The 18,362-nt window shown below is 53.2% G+C and carries 20 protein-coding genes; 3 read left to right on the top strand and 17 right to left on the bottom strand.

Annotated features, from left to right (window positions below):
* Positions 1-171 precede the first annotated feature (171 nt).
* From rplS to ffh, 5 genes are all read right to left on the bottom strand, one after another.
* Entirely contained in the window at positions 172-522 is a 351-nt protein-coding gene (rplS, locus tag SHEW_RS05495) for a 50S ribosomal protein L19 (protein WP_011864870.1), read from the bottom strand.
* Positions 523-556: 34 nt separating this feature from the next.
* Complete coding sequence (gene trmD, locus SHEW_RS05490; protein WP_011864869.1) at positions 557-1,303, bottom strand: tRNA (guanosine(37)-N1)-methyltransferase TrmD; 747 nt, start codon at positions 1,301-1,303, stop codon at positions 557-559.
* 15 nt (positions 1,304-1,318) lie between these two features.
* On the bottom strand, positions 1,319-1,849 hold the full coding sequence (gene rimM / locus SHEW_RS05485; RefSeq protein WP_011864868.1) for a ribosome maturation factor RimM: 531 nt from the start codon (positions 1,847-1,849) through the stop codon (positions 1,319-1,321).
* A gap of 20 nt (positions 1,850-1,869) precedes the next feature.
* Entirely contained in the window at positions 1,870-2,121 is a 252-nt protein-coding gene (gene rpsP, locus SHEW_RS05480; RefSeq protein WP_011864867.1) for a 30S ribosomal protein S16, read from the bottom strand.
* 205 nt (positions 2,122-2,326) lie between these two features.
* Entirely contained in the window at positions 2,327-3,700 is a 1,374-nt protein-coding gene (gene ffh, locus SHEW_RS05475; protein WP_011864866.1) for a signal recognition particle protein, read from the bottom strand.
* A 292-nt stretch (positions 3,701-3,992) separates the two neighbouring features.
* On the opposite strand from ffh, the gene SHEW_RS05470 reads away from it, so the two are divergent.
* Both SHEW_RS05470 and SHEW_RS05465 read left to right on the top strand, forming a co-directional pair.
* Positions 3,993-4,781 (top strand): cytochrome C assembly family protein, encoded by a 789-nt coding sequence (locus SHEW_RS05470; protein WP_011864865.1) that lies wholly within the window; start codon positions 3,993-3,995, stop codon positions 4,779-4,781.
* 146 nt (positions 4,782-4,927) lie between these two features.
* Positions 4,928-6,211, top strand: a complete 1,284-nt coding sequence (locus tag SHEW_RS05465; RefSeq protein ID WP_011864864.1) for an HlyC/CorC family transporter — start codon at positions 4,928-4,930, stop codon at positions 6,209-6,211.
* A 66-nt stretch (positions 6,212-6,277) separates the two neighbouring features.
* On the opposite strand, the gene SHEW_RS05460 is transcribed toward SHEW_RS05465, so the two are convergent.
* The 12 genes from SHEW_RS05460 to rpoE form a co-directional block, all read right to left on the bottom strand.
* Positions 6,278-6,820, bottom strand: a complete 543-nt coding sequence (locus SHEW_RS05460) for an Mpo1 family 2-hydroxy fatty acid dioxygenase (protein WP_011864863.1) — start codon at positions 6,818-6,820, stop codon at positions 6,278-6,280.
* A 266-nt stretch (positions 6,821-7,086) separates the two neighbouring features.
* On the bottom strand, positions 7,087-7,488 hold the full coding sequence (gene acpS / locus SHEW_RS05455; protein ID WP_011864862.1) for a holo-ACP synthase: 402 nt from the start codon (positions 7,486-7,488) through the stop codon (positions 7,087-7,089).
* A 44-nt stretch (positions 7,489-7,532) separates the two neighbouring features.
* The gene (gene pdxJ / locus SHEW_RS05450; RefSeq protein ID WP_011864861.1) at positions 7,533-8,270 is read right to left on the bottom strand and encodes a pyridoxine 5'-phosphate synthase; all 738 of its coding nucleotides are present in this window, start codon (positions 8,268-8,270) and stop codon (positions 7,533-7,535) included.
* Positions 8,271-8,398: 128 nt separating this feature from the next.
* Positions 8,399-9,094, bottom strand: coding sequence for a DNA repair protein RecO (recO, locus tag SHEW_RS05445; RefSeq protein ID WP_011864860.1), 696 nt, complete (start codon positions 9,092-9,094; stop codon positions 8,399-8,401).
* 104 nt (positions 9,095-9,198) lie between these two features.
* Complete coding sequence (gene era / locus SHEW_RS05440) at positions 9,199-10,194, bottom strand: GTPase Era (protein ID WP_011864859.1); 996 nt, start codon at positions 10,192-10,194, stop codon at positions 9,199-9,201.
* Positions 10,191-10,868: a ribonuclease III gene (rnc, locus tag SHEW_RS05435; RefSeq protein WP_011864858.1), complete on the bottom strand. Its 678-nt coding sequence runs from the start codon at positions 10,866-10,868 to the stop codon at positions 10,191-10,193. Before rnc ends, era begins: the two co-directional genes overlap by 4 nt.
* Complete coding sequence (gene lepB, locus SHEW_RS05430; RefSeq protein WP_011864857.1) at positions 10,869-11,786, bottom strand: signal peptidase I; 918 nt, start codon at positions 11,784-11,786, stop codon at positions 10,869-10,871.
* 153 nt (positions 11,787-11,939) lie between these two features.
* Positions 11,940-13,730, bottom strand: a complete 1,791-nt coding sequence (lepA, locus tag SHEW_RS05425; RefSeq protein WP_011864856.1) for a translation elongation factor 4 — start codon at positions 13,728-13,730, stop codon at positions 11,940-11,942.
* A gap of 108 nt (positions 13,731-13,838) precedes the next feature.
* Positions 13,839-14,315, bottom strand: coding sequence for a SoxR reducing system RseC family protein (locus SHEW_RS05420; protein ID WP_011864855.1), 477 nt, complete (start codon positions 14,313-14,315; stop codon positions 13,839-13,841).
* Between the two features lie 7 nt (positions 14,316-14,322).
* Positions 14,323-15,255 carry a MucB/RseB C-terminal domain-containing protein gene (locus tag SHEW_RS05415; RefSeq protein ID WP_011864854.1) on the bottom strand — a complete coding sequence of 311 codons (933 nt, stop codon included), beginning with the start codon at positions 15,253-15,255 and terminating at the stop codon, positions 14,323-14,325.
* Positions 15,256-15,320: 65 nt separating this feature from the next.
* A complete protein-coding gene (locus SHEW_RS05410; protein ID WP_011864853.1) occupies positions 15,321-15,923 on the bottom strand; it encodes a sigma-E factor negative regulatory protein in 603 nt (200 codons plus the stop codon).
* Between the two features lie 39 nt (positions 15,924-15,962).
* Positions 15,963-16,541, bottom strand: coding sequence for an RNA polymerase sigma factor RpoE (gene rpoE / locus SHEW_RS05405; RefSeq protein ID WP_011864852.1), 579 nt, complete (start codon positions 16,539-16,541; stop codon positions 15,963-15,965).
* A gap of 199 nt (positions 16,542-16,740) precedes the next feature.
* Between rpoE and nadB the strand changes: the two genes are divergently transcribed.
* Positions 16,741-18,354, top strand: a complete 1,614-nt coding sequence (nadB, locus tag SHEW_RS05400; protein WP_011864851.1) for an L-aspartate oxidase — start codon at positions 16,741-16,743, stop codon at positions 18,352-18,354.
* Positions 18,355-18,362: the final 8 nt, after the last annotated feature.

The following is an 18,362-nucleotide window of genomic DNA, read 5'->3' as shown; positions in this document are numbered from 1 at the left end:
CAGGTAAGAGAATAGGAAATCAGTCAGGTAAGAGAATAGGAAAAGGGAAAATGCACAAGGCTATGCTAAGGATATCAGCGCAACTCATTAGCACATGCCTAAAAACAAAAACCCGCCATAAGGCGGGTCATTGTGCGAACACTGCATCTTTTTTTACGTTTTAGCGAGTGCTTACTTAGCAAGCTTCTCGCGGATACGTGCAGACTTACCTGAACGCTCACGTAGGTAGTAAAGCTTAGCACGACGAACACGGCCGCGACGCTTAACTTCGATGCTAGAGATGAGCGGGCTGTGAGTTTGGAACGCACGCTCAACACCTTCGCCATTAGAGATCTTACGTACAGTGAATGCAGAGTGCAGACCACGGTTACGCTTAGCGATAACAACGCCTTCGAACGCCTGTAGACGCTCTTTACCGCCTTCAACAACACGTACTTTTACAACTACTGTGTCACCTGCACCAAATTCTGGTACGTCTTGCTTCATTTGCTCATCGTTGAGCATTTTAATGATGTTATTCATGAATAAACTCCATACTAGTAATAACTGACCATTTTTACTCGCCTGCTTGGGCGGTATTAACAAACTCGGCTAATAGCTTGGTTTGTTCATCAGTCAGAGCTAGATTTTCAAATAATTCTGGTCGCCGCAGTAAAGTTCTTCCGAGACTTTGCTGCAATCGCCAGCGTCTAATATTTTCGTGGTTGCCGCTAAGCAATACCGCCGGTACATCGATACCATCTAGGCTTTCTGGGCGAGTATAGTGGGGACAATCCAGTAATCCGTCAGAGAAGGAATCCTGCTCTGCCGACGCTTGTTTACCTAGCACGCCAGGCACCAAACGAGAAACCGAATCGATCAGGGTCATCGCTGGGAGTTCACCGCCCGAGAGCACGTAATCTCCAATCGACCACTCTTCATCCACTTCCGTTTGAATAATGCGTTCATCGATACCTTCGTAGCGACCACACACTAAAATCAAACGCTCCGATTTAGCTAACTCTTCAACGCCCTGCTGTGTCAGCTTGCGTCCCTGAGGAGAAAGATAAATCACCTTAGCCTTATCACCCGCAGCGACTTTCGCTGCATGGATGGCATCACGTAGAGGCTGCACCATCATCAACATGCCAGGTCCGCCGCCGTAAGGCCTGTCGTCCACTGTTCTATGTTTATCATGGGTGAAATCTCTGGGATTCCACGTTTGCAACTCTAACAAACCGTTACTTACGGCCCGACCCGTTACACCAAAGTCTGTTACGGCACGAAACATCTCTGGAAACAGGGTTACTACCCCTAACCACATCTGTTGTCCCTCGACTTAGAAGTCCGGATCCCAATCCACTAAAATTTGTTTTTCCGCCAGATTCACCTCAAGGATGAACTGCTCGGTAACAAAAGGAATCATACGTTCCGTTTTGCCAAAGCCATCTTTCGCGTTGGCCTTCACAAGCAGCACGTCGTTCGATCCTGTTTCCACGATCTGGTCGACCTTGCCCATCTTGTAGCCTTTAGTATTCACCACCTCACAGCCGATAAGATCACGCCAGTAGAATTCATCTTCCGGCAGTGCCTTCATCGCCTCGGCGGGAATGGCAATCTCACAGTTAGTGAGCATTTGCGCTTGGTCTCGAGTGGTTACGCCTTCCAGGGCGGCGATAATCGCCTTACCTTGATAGCGCCACTGTGCAACCTTGACTTCGCGCCATTCGCCTTGCTCTTTAATCAACCAAGGTGAATAGTCAAAAATATCTTCGACAGAATCGGTATAGCTAGTGATCTTCAACCAACCTTTAATGCCGTGACTAGCGCCTAATTTGCCTAGTACGACAGGTTCTTGGTGACTACTCATCAATCTATACCTAAACGCTATTAAGCAGCAGCTTTACGAGCGTCTTTGATCAGTTTCGCTACACGATCAGTAGTAGCAGCACCGTTAGCAACCCAGTGATCTACACGATCAAGATCTAAGCGAAGAGCTTCTTCTTGACCACGAGCAACAGGGTTGAAGAAGCCAACACGTTCGATGAAACGACCGTCACGAGCGTTACGGCTGTCAGCAACAACGATGTTATAGAATGGACGCTTTTTTGCGCCGCCTCGAGCTAAACGAATGGTAACCATGCGTCTTTTATCCTCTAATGATTTGCTTCGTTCTGAAGCAAAAATAAAAACTGGAACCCCGTGTTCGCGAAGAGTCCCAGATAGAAAGCCGCACGATTCTACCTGAACCGGCGACAAATGCAACGTTTTTCACGCAAAAATAGCAAGTCCACTAAGGGCTGAAAACCCTTAATGGACTTAGCTAAATCTATACAAAGTCAGACGATTAACGTCCCGGCATCTTCATCCCGGGAGGCAGCATTCCACTCATGCCGCGCATCATCTTCTTCATGCCGCCTTTACCCGACATCTTCTTCATCATCTTCTGCATCTGAGTGAACTGCTTGAGCAGACGATTGACGTCCTGGATCTGGGTACCTGAACCCATGGCGATACGACGCTTTCGAGACCCCTTGATGATCTCTGGGCGCTTACGCTCGCCTGGGGTCATGGAGTTAATAATAGCCTCCATTTGTCCCGTTAGCTTGCCGTCTTGCACCTGAGCCAGGGCTTCTGGGGGGAGTTGACCGACACCGGGCAGCTTCTCGAGCATGCTCATCATGCCGCCCATGTTCTTCATCTGTTGTAGCTGCTCACGGAAGTCTTCTAAATCGAAGCTACCGCCTTGCTTGACCTTAGAGGCCAGCTTCATCGCCTTCTCTTTATCGACGCCGCGCTCAACCTCTTCGATCAGGGAAAGCACATCGCCCATGCCCAGAATGCGCGAGGCAACACGGTCCGGATGGAAAGGCTCGAGAGCATCTGTCTTCTCGCCCACACCCAGGAACTTGATCGGCTTACCGGTAATATGGCGAATCGACAGCGCAGCACCACCACGGGCATCACCGTCGACCTTGGTCAGTACCACACCGGTCAGCGGCAGGGCTTCGTTGAAGGCCTTGGCTGTGTTGGCCGCATCCTGACCCGTCATGGCATCGACCACAAACAGGGTTTCTACCGGTTTGACCGCGGCGTGCAGCGCCTTGATCTCGTCCATCATGCTCTCGTCGACGTGCAGGCGACCCGCGGTATCGACGATCACCACGTCGATAAACTTAAGCTTGGCGTGAGCCATGGCCGCATCGACGATGTCGATAGGCTTTTGCGATACATCCGATGGGAAGAACTCGACCTCGACCTCATTGGCCAAGGTTTCCAGCTGCTTGATCGCCGCCGGACGATAGACGTCGGCGCTGACCACCAATACAGATTTCTTCTGTCTTTCACGCAGGAACTTAGACAGCTTGGCAACACTGGTGGTCTTACCCGCACCTTGCAGACCGGCCATCATGATCACCGCTGGCGGCTGCGCCGAGAGGTTTAGCGCCTCGTTGGCTTCGCCCATGGCATTTTCAAGCTCACTCTGGACGATCTTGATGAAGGCCTGGCCTGGGCTCAGGCTCTTGGTGACCTCTTGGCCTACGGCGCGATCTTTAACGCTGTTAACAAAGGCACGAACAACGGGCAAGGCGACGTCGGCTTCCAGCAGCGCCATACGCACTTCGCGTAACGTTTCTTTAATATTGTCTTCTGTAAGGCGACCACGACCGCTAATATTTTTCAGGGTGCGTGATAATCTGTCGGTGAGGTTCTCAAACATTATCGCGTTCTTTACCGTTTAGAATTTACATGATTGGGGCAGTATTATAGCGATGCACAGATATTATGCTACCGCGCAGCGTAAGTTATGGCTTAGGCAAGTTATCTGCTGTAGGGTAAAAATGTCAAAACTTAGGAGTAACGCTCAGAAAGTGCTAATTTTTGTGTGTAAAGCCTCTGCCCAAAATAGCATCCATCGTGTTATTCTAACGATCAACTAAGGATAAAAACTCGACCGCCTCGCGCAGGTCGATGACCACAAGAAAGCTCACATAACGATAGGTTAATTTTCGATGGTGATTTTTTCGGCTTCAGCCATTTTCTTCTACAGTATCGCACTCGTCTTGGTCGTCAGCCGACTGTTTCATGCCGATGGCCCTAACCGTAAAGCCGTAGCCGCCTTCGCCGCCGTGGCCGTGGTGCTTCATGCCGCCGCCCTGTCTCAGGCCATCTTCACCGGTGACGGTCAAAACTTCAGTCTGACCAATGTGATCTCCATGGTGAACTGGATCATCGCCTTCACCTTCACCATCTTGATGTTCCGCCTCAAGGTAATCGTCGTCGTGCCCGTGGTCTATGCGTGCTCTGTCATCTCGGTGGCGCTGCTGTGGCTATTACCGCCTAAATATATCACCCACTTCGAGCTTTACCCCGAGGTGTTGGCCCACGTGGTGCTGTCGCTGATGGCCTATAGTGCCCTAATGATCGCCGCGCTTTATGCCATCCAACTGGCGATGATTCAAAACAAGCTGAAGAAGAAGCAGCTGATGCTGAGCCCGGCGATTCCACCGCTGATGACGGTAGAGAAGCAACTTTATCACCTGGTGATCATCGGCGTGGTGCTGCTGAGTCTGTCGCTGGCGACTGGCTTTATCTTCCTCGATGATATGTTTGCCGACGGCCAGGGCCATAAGGCGATCCTCTCTATCATTGCCTGGTTTACCTATATCGCCATGCTGGCGCAGCAGTACTGGGTAGGTTGTAAGATCCGCACCGCCGTGGCCTATACTCTGACTGGCGCAACCCTGCTGTCACTGGCCTACTTCGGCGCCCGCATCGTCAAAGAACTGATCCTGCAATAGGCCAGACACGCTAAATTCCGCACACTTCACCTAGGTCAAGATGGACTAAAGTGCGACCTAGGTGAACTTGACTCACAGCCCAAATCGCTGTATTTACTAAATCTTAACGCTATTCTTACTCATCAACGCCAAAGTGGGGCCACTGATTGGAAGCTATATCCACCAGCGTACTTGTCATCATCCTGTTCGTACTCATCATCATCTCCGCCTATTTCTCCGGCTCCGAAACCGCCATGATGTCGCTCAATCGCTATCGCCTGCGTCATCTGGCCAACAATGGTCATAAGGGCGCGAAACGCGCCATCAGATTGCTAGAGCGCCCAGACAGACTGATCGGCTTGATTCTGATCGGCAACAACCTGGTGAACATCCTCGCCTCGGCTATCGCCACCATATTGGGGATTCGCTTGTTTGGTGATGTTGGGGTGGCCATCGCCACGGGTGTGCTCACTCTGGTGGTATTAGTCTTTGCCGAGGTGACGCCAAAAACTGTGGCCGCCCTGCACCCTGAGCGTATCGCCTTTCCATCGAGCGTACTGCTCAAAGCCCTGTTGGTGCTGCTCTCGCCCTTGGTGAAGATAGTTAACTTTATCACCTCTACCTTCCTGCGCCTGCTGGGCATCCGCTCGGTGAAGGCCGATGACGCCTTGAGTCAGGAGGAGCTGCGCACAGTTGTGCACGAGGCCGGCGCCCTGATCCCCCAGCGCCACCAGGAGATGCTGCTCTCTATCATGGATCTGGAAAAGGTCACGGTCGAGGACATCATGATCCCGCGCTCGGATCTCTACGCCATCAACGTTAACGACGACTTTAGCCGCATCAATAAGCAGGTGATTCAGAGTCCCCACACCCGGGTCCTGCTCTACCGCGATAACATAGACGATGCCGTCGGCTTCGTTCACCTAAGAGACGCCCTGCGCCTGCAATCTAAGCAGCAGTTTAGTAAGTCATCCCTGCTGCGGGCGGTAAAAGAGATCTACTTCATCCCCGAGGGGACTCCACTCAACGTGCAGCTGGCCAACTTCCAGCAGAACAAGGAACGTATCGGCTTAGTAGTAGACGAGTATGGGGATATTCAGGGGTTGGTAACGCTGGAAGATATTCTCGAGGAGATCGTCGGCGACTTTACCACCTCGATGATCACCACGCCTAGCGAAGATATCAACCAGCAGCAAGATGGCAGCTTCCTTATCGACGCCACCATCAACATCCGCGATCTCAACAAGGAGATGGACTGGCACTTCCCCATCGACGGGCCTAAGACGCTCAACGGCCTGATCCTTGAGTATCTCGAGGAGATCCCCGAGCCTAACACCTCGATGCGTCTCTCGGGCTACCCGCTTGAGGTGGTCGAGGTGGCCGACAACATGGTGAAGACGGTGCGGGTCATGCCCCAGCACTACAAGGCGCCTAAGGGCAGTCGCAACTAGTCCTCACAATTCACCAAAAAAGGCGCCCTAAGGCGCCTTTTTGTTATCCCATAGCGACCAAAATTTCTAATTGTCATGCTTACTGGCATGGGTTAAGGCCCGGCGCTTATCTCTCGCCAATGGGGTTATCGCTTCGTCTAAGTCGCGCTCCAGCCCCAGCATAAAATAGAGCTCGGCCATCAGGAAGAAGGGGCCGATCAACAGCTGGTTAAGATCGTCGATAAAGGCCGGCTTGGCCTTCTCATACTTGTGACCGATGAGCTGAAAGATCCAGCCAATCACGAATACGCCGATGGCGATGGGCCAGGCCTGTTCCATCCTTGACACCAAGAAGGAGGTGTAGAGCACGGGCAGGATAAATAGCACCAGCCCCAGCGCCAGTTTGGCATGCAGCGCAAAGTAATATATCAATACAGCGCAGGCAAACAGCACGGCCACATTGAGCTCCAGCCCTGTGGAGCCGAAGCTATACAGGCTAAAGGGGATGGTGTTTAACATCACGAAGGCCGACCAGATGATCAGCGGGATGCCGACAAAGTGAGTCTTGATGTTAGTGGGGTTGAGGTGAACACTCTTGTAGGTGGATAACTGCTCGATCGCAGATTTCATGGCTCGGCTCCATCGTCTTTTTATCTTGCGAGACCAAAGCCTGCCCTATCCTGGCAACCACCATTAAGGTAATTTGGCTAAGTTTGACGCTCGTCTCAGTTAGCCTAACCTAAAACATTTTATTAACAGATGCCAGTGCGATGCGTCGACACAAAGTGCCGAAAACGAAATTAAAACAGCCTGTATTTCTGAACCTTAGCGCACATGGGACTAATGCACAGCCAGTTAAACAGCAGCTGCATTACCCCATCTATCAAGGCCAATAGCTAGTTTGACTCGAGGATCACGGTCGCCGTGGCATAGTGTTTCTCATCGGCGATGGAGAGATGGGCACGGCTGCCGCCCAACAGACTCAGCCGCTCGGCCGCACCACCTTGAAAGGCGATGAGCGGCGCACCGTTAGCATCGTTACTGATCTCGATATGCTGGAAGGAGACACCGCGTCCAATGCCGGTGCCCAGTGCCTTGGCGGCCGCCTCTTTGGCGGCAAAACGCTTCGCCAAATAGCGACCGGGTTGGGAGGAAGCGACAAATATTGCCATCTCGGCCTGGGTCAACACACGCTTGGCGAGCGGACACTTGGCCAGCGCCGCCTCGTCTCCCGCCGCGGGCACCTTGTCGGCGATACGCGCGATCTCGACGATATCTGTCCCTAAACCAACAATCATCTGCCCTTCCCTACTAACTGCACCCTAAATTCAGCTCCATACGATTACTGACCGCTGCGACCTTCGACCATCAGCTGCTTCATGTCACGTACCGCCTTATCTAAGCCATCGATAGCTGCGCGGGCGATGATGGCATGACCGATATTAAGCTCATAAAGCTCAGGAATGGCCGCGATAGACTTCACATTGTGATAATGAAGACCATGGCCCGCGTTGACCACCAGCCCCTTACCGTGGGCGTAGGTTGCCATCTCGGTAATGCGTGCCAGCTCCTTGGCCTGTTCGGCATCTGTCTCGGCGTCGGCATAGCAACCTGTGTGTAGCTCAATAACCGGGGCACCTACGGCGACAGTGGCATCGATCTGCACAGGGTCGGCATCAATAAACAGCGACACCTTGATGCCCAGGGCAGTCAAACGCTCGACCGCGGCGCGGATCTTATCCTGCTGGCCCGCCACATCCAGGCCGCCTTCTGTGGTCAGCTCTTCACGCTTCTCAGGTACCAAACAGACATAGGCAGGCTTCACCTCGCAGGCGATATCCAACATCTCGTCGGTCACCGCCATCTCGAAATTCATGCGTGTCTTGATGGTCTTGGCCAGCAGATAGATGTCTCTGTCGCAGATATGGCGTCTGTCTTCACGCAGATGCACGGTAATACCTTCGGCGCCGGCATGCTCAGCAACGGCTGCGGCATGGACGGGATCCGGGTAACTGGTCCCACGGGCCTGACGTAAGGTGGCAATGTGATCGATATTAACGCCTAGATGAATACGGCTCATGGAAAGTCCTTAAGTGTAGAGTGTCGCGATTGGAATTTTGTGCCTATTTTACTAAAGCTTAAGGGAAGGCCACAAGGGAAACACCCGATGAATGTGCGCAACTCTCTGCTGCGAACATGGATGGGGAGCTACTTGCTGTAACTCGATGGCCTGTTGCCCTTTAAAAACAGCGCCCGCGACTTAAGCGGCTTGTCGCCCAGCAGCGGCGACAGTAACTGCCTCATCAGCAGTTTTGCCTGTTTAAAATCGGCCTCTGTCAGCCTGTCTTCCTCCAGGGCGCGCAGCATCTCGCCACTAAAATGGTTGGGCTTGGGGCCGAGAGCAGTGCTAAAGCCCTCTTCAGATAACAGGCGGTAGTAGAAGTCGGTCTCGATAGGGCTGCCTTCGATATCCAGATTGAGCGAGGGCATCACCCCAAGCTCCTTGAGCAGCGAAAGCTCAAACTGTCTGAGCTGCGCCTCGCTAAAGGCGGCGGCCATGGCCATCAGTGTCTTATGATAGGTAAAGAAGAACTGCTCGGCGCCATGCTCTACCGACAAGCAGCGCACCAACAACTCGTTGAGATAGAAGCCGGCGAAACTGTCATTGCCGCTCAGGGGCACAGCCGGGCTGGCGGCCTCTACCTGATACAGGCTCTTGAGACTGCTTCGTCCCGACAGCTGAAACAGCAAGGGCTGAAAGGGTTGCAGTATGCTCTTTATCGAGGTCTTGCCACTGCCCAGGCGCGCGACGGCATCGACCCTGCCTAGGCCGTCGACCAACAGATTAACCAGCACGCTCGACTCCCGATAGGGACGGGTGTGCAGTACATATCCCCTGTGCATTGCCCGCTTCCTTAATCCCTGCTTACCAAAAACAATGCTGACAAAAAAGCCGAGACAACCACAACGTTAGCGTGACTACCTCGGCTTAACATTAATCTGTCGACTTAGCTCTCGCCGTAGCCTAATGAGCGTAGGGCGCGTTCATCGTCGGCCCAGCCAGACTTGACCTTAACCCAGACCTCAAGGAAGACCTTGTTATCGAACAGGACCTCCATATCTTGACGGGCTTGGGTGGCAATGGTGCGAATACGTTCACCCTTGTTGCCGATCACCATACGCTTCTGGGTCTCGCGCTCCACCAAGATCAAGGCATTGATCTGATAGACGCCGTTTTCCATCATCTTAAACTGCTCTATCTCTACCGTGGCATCGTAGGGTAGCTCGTCGCCGAGGAAACGCATCAGCTTTTCGCGCACTATCTCAGAGGCCATAAACTTCTGAGAACGGTCGGTGACATAATCCTCGGGGAAGTAGTGCGGAGACTCAGGTACCGACTCTAAGGCCAGCTCCATGATGCGCTGCACATTGGTGCCATGGGTTGCCGAGATAGGCAAGATCTCATCAAATTCAAACTTGGCCGCCAGGGTCTGCAGATGCGGGAACAGCGCCTCTTTGTCCTTGATGTTATCCACCTTGTTGATGGCCAGAATCGTCTTGCGGCCATCGTCACGGTTATGAAGCTTCTTTAGCACCATCTCATCGTCGGCGGTCCAGTTAAGACCATCGACCACGAATACCACTAGGCTAACCTCGGCCAGAGAGCTGGACGCCGCGCGGTTCATCAGACGGTTGATGGCGCGCTTCTCTTCAATATGCAGACCAGGGGTATCGATAAACACCACCTGACGCGGGCCATCGGTGTGAATGCCCATGATGCGGTGACGCGTGGTCTGCGGCTTCTTAGAGGTGATAGAGATCTTCTGACCCAGTAGCTTATTCAGCAGGGTCGACTTGCCTACATTAGGACGGCCGACGATGGCCACCATGCCACAGTAGGTCACCTCATATTGGCTACCACTGCGGCCGCTGTTCATCCGCGCCAGCAGCTCGTCTAGACTCGGCTCTTGTGCGCCTTCAGGCTGCTCGGGTTTGTTACTCATTTCTTAATACGCTCCAACACTTCTGCTGCGGCAATCTGCTCCGCCTTTCTGCGGGAATTGGCCACGCCGATAACGGCTTCTTTTAGCTGCTCCACCTTACACTCCACGGTGAAGGTTTGCGCATGGGCTTCGCCGCTGATGTTCACCACTGTATAGACAGGGAGCGGCTGCTTAAATCCCTGCAGGTGCTCCTGCAGCAGGGTCTTGGGATCTTTCTGATTGACCGGCTCGATCACCGCAAGACGGCTCTTATACCAGTTTAGTACTAAAGTGCGACAGGTCTCGATATCGGCGTCCAGATAGATGGCGCCTATGATCGCCTCCATGGCGTCGGCCAGGATAGACTCGCGGCGAAAACCACCGCTCTTGAGCTCACCAGGGCCCAGCTTAAGATAATCGCCAAGCTTAAACTCCTTGGCGATCTCGGCTAGCATCTTGCCGCACACTAGTGTGGCGCGCATCCGGCTCAGGTCACCCTCGGTCGCCTTGGGAAACTGATGATACAAGGCGTCAGAGATGACGATAGAGAGAATAGAGTCGCCTAAAAACTCCAGTCTTTCGTTATGCTTGCTCGCCGCACTGCGGTGAGTTAACGCCTGCTCCAGCAGCGCGATCTGCTGAAATTGATAACCTAATATTCTACCCAAACGCGGTAGATTCTTAATGGGTTCCATCTACACAATTCCGCCTACACGGTTAAAGCGTACGCCTGTCGGTACCCAAGTCGGTAAAAAGTCCGACGGCTTACGCTCAAATTCAAAACTAATCCAGATCGCTACCGCCTTGCCGACCAGATTGGCCTCGGGCACGAAGCCCCAGAAGCGTGAGTCTGTGCTGTTGTCGCGGTTGTCACCCATCATGAAATACTGACCTTCAGGCACAACAAACTCGCCCACCGCCAGGTTACCCTCGCGGAAATAGTAAGAGGTCGGCTCGCCGCGTCCTGGGTTGATCAGGATATCGTGGGTCACATCGCCCAGTTGCTCCTTGTAGCGCAGCAGCGGGATATTATCCTGGGTATATTCGCCCTGGTTGACGCCGGCACGCTCTATCTTCTCTAGCTTAGGACACTCGCTCTGCCCCTCTGGGCAGGCTTTCTGAATATAGAGGTCCTTGTTACGATAGACGATGCGATCCCCCGGCAGGCCGATGACACGCTTGATGTAGTCGATCTGTGGGTTTTCTGGGTATTTAAATACCGCCACGTCACCGCGCTGTGGCTTGCCCGTCTCGATAAGCTTGCTACGCCACACAGGATCTTTCAGCCCATAGCTAAATTTTTCCACCAGGATGAAATCGCCCACCAGCAGGGTTGGCATCATAGATCCCGAAGGAATTTGGAAAGGCTCATAAATAAAAGAGCGTAGGATCAACACGAAAGCGATAACCGGAAAAATAGAACGCGAGGTCTCCACTATGGCGGACTCACGCACGATTTTTTCGGCGCTCTCTTCGCTAATCTCCTGGTTGGCCGCCTGCGCCATGGCCAGCTTCTGCTGACGCTTGGGGGCTAAGACTAAGGCATCGAACATCCAGATCAGGCCGCTGCCTAGGGTCACCAAGACCAGGATAAGGGAAAAATAAGCTGCCATACGCTAACTAACTCCTGAAAAATGCTCCAGCAAAATAAGGGATTTATCGCCTGCCTAGCAGGCCATTAGCCCATTTATACTGTAACAAACAAAGCGCCGCAAACCGCGGCGCTCATTATCAATCACTATTAACAATTATTAACTAAAAAGTGATTACTCATTGATCTTCAGCACAGCGAGGAAGGCCTCTTGTGGGACTTCGACGTTACCCACCTGCTTCATGCGCTTCTTACCCTCTTTCTGCTTCTGCAGCAGCTTCTTCTTACGGGAGACGTCGCCGCCGTAACACTTAGCGGTTACGTCTTTACGCAGGGCCTTGACCGATGAACGGGCGATGATCTGGCTGCCGACGGCCGCCTGAATCGCGATATCGAACATCTGTCTTGGGATAAGTTCCTTCATCTTGTTTACCAGGGCTAGGCCTTGGTAACGCACGTTGGCCTTGTGCAGGATCATCGCCAGGGCATCGACGCGATCGCCGTTGATCAGTACATCCAGACGCACCATGTCTGCCGCCTCGAATCGTTTGAAGTTATATTCCAGCGACGCATAACCGCGGCTGGTCGACTTCAGGCGGTCAAAGAAGTCCATCACCACCTCGGCCATCGGCATATCATAGGTGATCGCCACCTGGTTGCCGTGGTAGACCATGTTGGTCTGTACGCCGCGCTTCTCGATACACAGGGTGATCACGTTACCCAGGTACTCTTTTGGTACTAGGATGTTGGTCTCAACGATAGGCTCGCGCATCTCTTCGATGTTGTTCATCGGCGGTAGATCCGATGGGTTATCGACGTAGATGGTCTCGCCCTTGGTGGTCACCACCTCGTAGACTACGGTCGGCGCCGTGGTGATCAGATCCAGGTTATATTCGCGCTCGAGACGCTCCTGAATGATCTCCATGTGCAGCAGACCCAGGTAACCGATACGGAAACCGAAACCCAGTGCCGATGAGGTTTCCGGCTCGAAGAAGAGTGAGGCATCGTTCAGGCTCAGCTTGTTGAGCGCGTCACGGAAGTTCTCATAGTCGTCGGTCGAGATTGGGAATACACCGGCATAAACCTGCGGCTTCACCTTCTTAAAACCAGGCAGCGGCTTGTCGGCGCCATTCTTGGCCAGCGTCAAAGTATCACCCACAGGCGCGCCGTGGATCTCTTTGATACCCGCAATCACGAAGCCTACTTCACCGGTACTCAGCTGAGCCGTGTCTGTCTGCTTAGGCGTGAAGATACCGACGCGATCGGCCGTATGGGTCTGTCCGGTCGACATCACCTTGAACTTGTCACCCTTCTTGAGCACACCGTGCTTGATACGCACCAAGGAAACGACGCCCAGGTAGCTGTCGAACCAAGAATCGATGATCAACGCCTGCAACGGCGCTTCAGGGTCGCCCTCTGGTGGCGGGATCTGAGCCACGATAGTTTCCAGCACGTCGCTGATACCTAAACCTGTCTTGGCCGAGCAGCGCACCGCATCGGCGGCCTCGATACCCACGATATCCTCGATCTCCTCGGCGACACGTTCAGGATCTGCCTGGGGGAGGTCTATCTTGTTCAGTACAGGCACCACGTCCAGATCCATGTCCAGCGCGGTATAGCAGTTTGCCAGGGTCTGAGCCTCAACGCCTTGACCGGCATCGACCACCAAGAGGGCACCTTCACAGGCAGCCAGCGAGCGTGATACTTCATAGGAGAAATCCACGTGACCAGGGGTATCGATGAAGTTCAGCTGGTAGGTTTCACCATCTTTAGCTTTGTAATCGAGAGTCACACTCTGGGCTTTAATGGTAATGCCGCGCTCACGCTCGAGATCCATTGAGTCCAATACCTGCGCCGCCATCTCACGGTCAGACAGGCCGCCGCACTCTTGAATAAGACGGTCAGAAAGGGTTGATTTGCCATGGTCAATATGGGCAATAATCGAAAAGTTTCTAATATGCTTCATTGTGCGAAATGACTAAACTCGAAATTGAAATTGATCTAAAAGTGCCGAATTGTACCCGATCGCTAAACTAATACCAATTGGAATCCATCGGGCAATGAAAATAATAGACTAGTTGGCTGGGGAAATACCGTCTATGGCCCGACCAAGGCGAGAGAGGATCACCGGCTGACTGTTGATCTCCAGCGTTTTTGCCCAGCGCCGACCCAGCCACCAGGCACTTGCCGCGCCGCTCAGACCAAGGGCGATAGTCAGCAGATCGCTGCTCACGAGTTCTGCCAGGCCAGCGAGGAAATGCCCTAATGTGGCACCAATAAACAAGCCAGCCAGCGGCATAAGATAGACGATGGCGGCCGCCTTTAAGATCACGCTCTCGGGCAGACCAAGTTTTAACAGCTCACCGGGTTCATACTGGGTGTCGCTAGGCAGCGAGAAGCGCTGCACCTTGGGCGAGAACGCCTTAGACACGGCAGAGGTGCCGCAGGTGTCATTATTGTCGCAATGATTACAGGCATTTTTAACTTTCACTTCGACCGTGACCCAGCCATCGCCCGGGCACCTGATCACTGTGGCGGTTTCTTCCATCATAGCGGGATCACTCTATGGTGATGCTTTTGGCGATGCGGCTGAGTGTCTCCGCCGGCACCTTGCCCACGGCAACCACCTCGGCATTGCCCACACGCTCGGCGGCCAAAGAGAGACCGTTGCGTGTCATCAGCTCGTCGGGCAGCGCCGTTTCGCCGGCTCTGGCCACATACACAGAGATGTTCACCAGGCCATCGCTCAGGGCGATATACTCAACCGCCTCGTGGCTGCCGATGAGTCTGTGATTATCCTTGACTAAGATCTTAAAACCTTGCGGCAACCATTTGAACTGCCAGTTGTCGGCCTGCTCCCGCTGGGGCTGTGGCATGATCTCGGGCCAATCCTGCTTATAGGCTTCGCGCAGAATCGCCGGCGCATCGTCAAGAACGATGAGCTCTACCACCAGCACCTGCTCCAGCAGCTGCTTCTCTAGGTTCAGCATGTCGTAACGCAGCGGCAGATAGGTATCCATATCCAGCCATACCTGATAGCTATAGCGATTGTCATCGTTGGGGATGATGCGCACTAACTGGCTGGGACGCCCGGCCAGACGCGAACGTCCACCCAGGACAAACTGATAACCCGACTCCAGATCAGAGATAACGCCGGCAAACGCAGGTGGCAATACGCCTTGAATACGCTCGGCGCGCACGCTGTAGGCGGGTTGGTCGTGTTCGATAAAGGTAACTGTATTGCCCACGCGCACTGCATTTTTCGGCGGACCATTGAGGTGCTCGAGAAAAGCGACTTCATGGTCGTCGACCTTGCCGTGAAGATAAACCAGGGGGCGTATGTGATCCGCTTGCAGATGGATCAGGGACATCTTGAATTCTTGCCCTTTCAAGGCGAGGCTCATATTTTCGAGCCAAGCCTTCGCGGACAACTCTTCCTGCGCGCTGGCAGGGAAGACGAGGACTAACAGGGCCAACCAAATAAGACGCAAGCTAACTCCTTAATAATACCAATCGACACAAAGAGTATAGTCAGTGTGACCAGTATAAATAGCTTTTAGTGATTCACCGGGATAGGCGTGAGCTCACCATTGTCGTCTATATTGGCACTGTTATTCAATCTTTGCTGCAGCATATGATCTTGAATATAGGTGTTGATGCGATGACGCTGCTCCATCACACGCTCATTGGTATAACTTTGATTCTGTTGTACCGGGCCAGTCTGTAGGCTCACAGGCGACGCGCTGCCAATCAGCGGACGGGTATTGAGCACTGGCATAGGAGCATCTTCGACGCCACCCTGATTATAATTCTGCACGCCGATCACGGCGACCAAGGCGACGCTGGCGGCGATGGCATATTGACCAAACTGCTTAAATAGCGGCACCACACTCGCAAGTTGACGTTGAGGCGCCACCTCAGGCGTTTCGACACGCTTAGGCACAAGGATACTAGGCTCAAGCTCAATTGCTGCGGCAATGTTGGCACTGAGATCAAGATTGATCGCAGCGGGCAACTCACCACGCATAGCATCACCTATCATGTGATAATCACGCCACTTCTCATGCGAATCCGTATCGGCGGCGAGTTGCGCCAACTCCTGCTCGTCGATTTCACCATCAACGGCAGCGGAAACCCATTCCTGACCTAACTTATCCATTTATCACCCATATAAATTTAGTGTATCGAATAAAATGCTTCATCGTTCCAGCAAAGGCTGCAACTTCTTGTCGATGGCTTCACGCGCCCTAAAGATACGTGAACGCACTGTGCCCACTGGACACTCCATCACATTGGCAATCTCTTCATAACTCATGCCATCGAGCTCACGCAGAGAGATAGCCATCTTCAATTCTTCCGGCAAGGTATCGAGCGTATCGAAGACCACTTTCTGAATCTCATCTGACAACATGAGACGCTCTGGGGAGGCAAACTCCTTTAGCGCATCACTGCCGTCGTAATATTCGGCCTCTTCCGCATCGACATCGTTGGCAGGCGCTCGCCTGCCCTGTGCCACTAAATGATTTTTCGCGGTATTGACCGCGATGCGATACAACCAAGTATAAAACGCACTCTCACCCCTAAAGTTAGGCAACGCACGATAAGCTTTGATAAAGGCTTCCTGTGCCACATCTGCCACGTCGGCCTGATTACGCACATAACGGGCAATCAGATTAATCACTTTGCTCTGGTATTTATGTACCAGCAGGTTAAAAGCGTTTTTATCTCCTTGTTGCACTCGCTCAACGAGTTGTTGATCACTTATCTGTCCACTCATCCGAGCCGACTACTCCTAAATCTAAAATGCTGATTTCTCAGTCGCTCGAATCATATTCACATATGTAGACTAGCCCACATCGAAAAAGTTCTAAAAAAAATTGCGATATCCGCATTTATTTTCTACGGCGAGATCAGTATCCATAAATGGCGTCTTGGTTTACCATAGACAATACTCGCATAACTTACCATGATACCTGATGAAACAAGTAGTTGAACATCAATCTGACGTTTTGGTTATCGGCAGCGGAGCTGCTGGTCTGACTTTAGCGCTACATCTGGCTGAAAAATCAAACGTTATCTTACTCTCCAAAGGCCCACTCAGCGAAGGCTCAACCTACTACGCCCAGGGCGGTATCGCGTCAGTGTTCGATGAAGAGGATACCATCGAATCTCACGTCACCGATACCTTGATCGCCGGGGCCGGGTTATGCGATGAAGAAGTTGTGACCTTTACCGCCGAAAACGCCAAGAGCGCCATGGAGTGGTTGATTCACTGCGGCGTCGCCTTCGATAAAGAAGAAACCGCCGACGGCGACGAGAGCAAGGCGCCCTATCATCTGACCCGCGAAGGTGGCCATAGCCACAGACGCATCCTGCACGCGGCCGATGCTACGGGTAAAGAGGTGCAGGTGACGCTACAGGAGCGTGCCCTGAGTCACCCCAATATCAAGGTACTTGAGCGCTACAACGCCATCGACCTTATCACCACACGTAAGCTCAAGCGCCCGGGCAACCGTGTGCTTGGCGCCTATGTGTGGAACCGTAACGAAGAGCATGTGGAAACCGTTAAGGCTCGCTTCGTCGCACTGGCAACGGGCGGTAGTTCTAAGGTGTACCAATATACCTCGAACCCAGATATCGCCTCGGGCGATGGCATCGCCATGGCCTGGCGCTCGGGCTGCCGGGTGGCCAACATGGAGTTCAACCAGTTCCACCCCACCTGTCTCTACCACGCCGATGCCCGCAACTTTTTGTTGACCGAGGCCCTACGCGGTGAAGGCGCCTATCTTAAGCGTCCCGATGGCAGCCGCTTCATGCCAGACTTCGACGAGCGCGGCGAACTCGCGCCCCGCGATATCGTGGCCCGCGCCATCGACTATGAGATGAAACGCTTAGGTGTCGACTGTGTCTACCTGGATATCAGCCACAAGCCGGCCGACTTTGTCATCAAGCATTTCCCGACTATCTATAGACGCTGTCTGGAACTGGGAATAGATATCACCAAAGATGCTATCCCTGTGGTACCCGCAGCCCACTATACCTGCGGCGGCGTAATGACAGACCTGCATGGTCAGACAGATCTCAATGGGCTCTACGCCATCGGCGAAGTGGCCTATACCGGCCTGCACGGCGCCAACCGTCTGGCCAGCAATTCGTTGCTTGAGTGTCTAGTGTTTGCCCGCGCGGCGGCCGAGGATATCGAGAGCCAGCTGGCCAAGATCCCTATGCCGGGTACCCTGCCCGCCTGGGATGAGAGTAAGGTGTCGAACTCAGATGAAGAGGTAGTGATCGCTCACAACTGGCACGAGCTACGTCTGTTCATGTGGGACTATGTGGGGATTGTGCGTTCAGACAAGCGCCTCGAGCGCGCCCTGCGCCGCTGCGCCATGCTGCAGCAGGAGATCCAGGAGTACTACAGCAACTTCCGCGTGAGTAACAACTTACTGGAGCTGCGTAACCTGGTCCAGGTCGCTGAGCTGATCATCCGCTGCGCCATGGAGCGTAAGGAAAGCCGCGGTCTACATTACAATATCGACCATCCCAACAAGAGCAATAACCCGCTGCCAACCATATTGCATCCAGAGCAATAGTAAGGGCG

The sequence above is a fragment of the Shewanella loihica PV-4 genome, assembly GCF_000016065.1.
Lineage (GTDB): Bacteria > Pseudomonadota > Gammaproteobacteria > Enterobacterales > Shewanellaceae > Shewanella > Shewanella loihica.
This window is presented reverse-complemented; position numbering and strand designations above follow the sequence as displayed.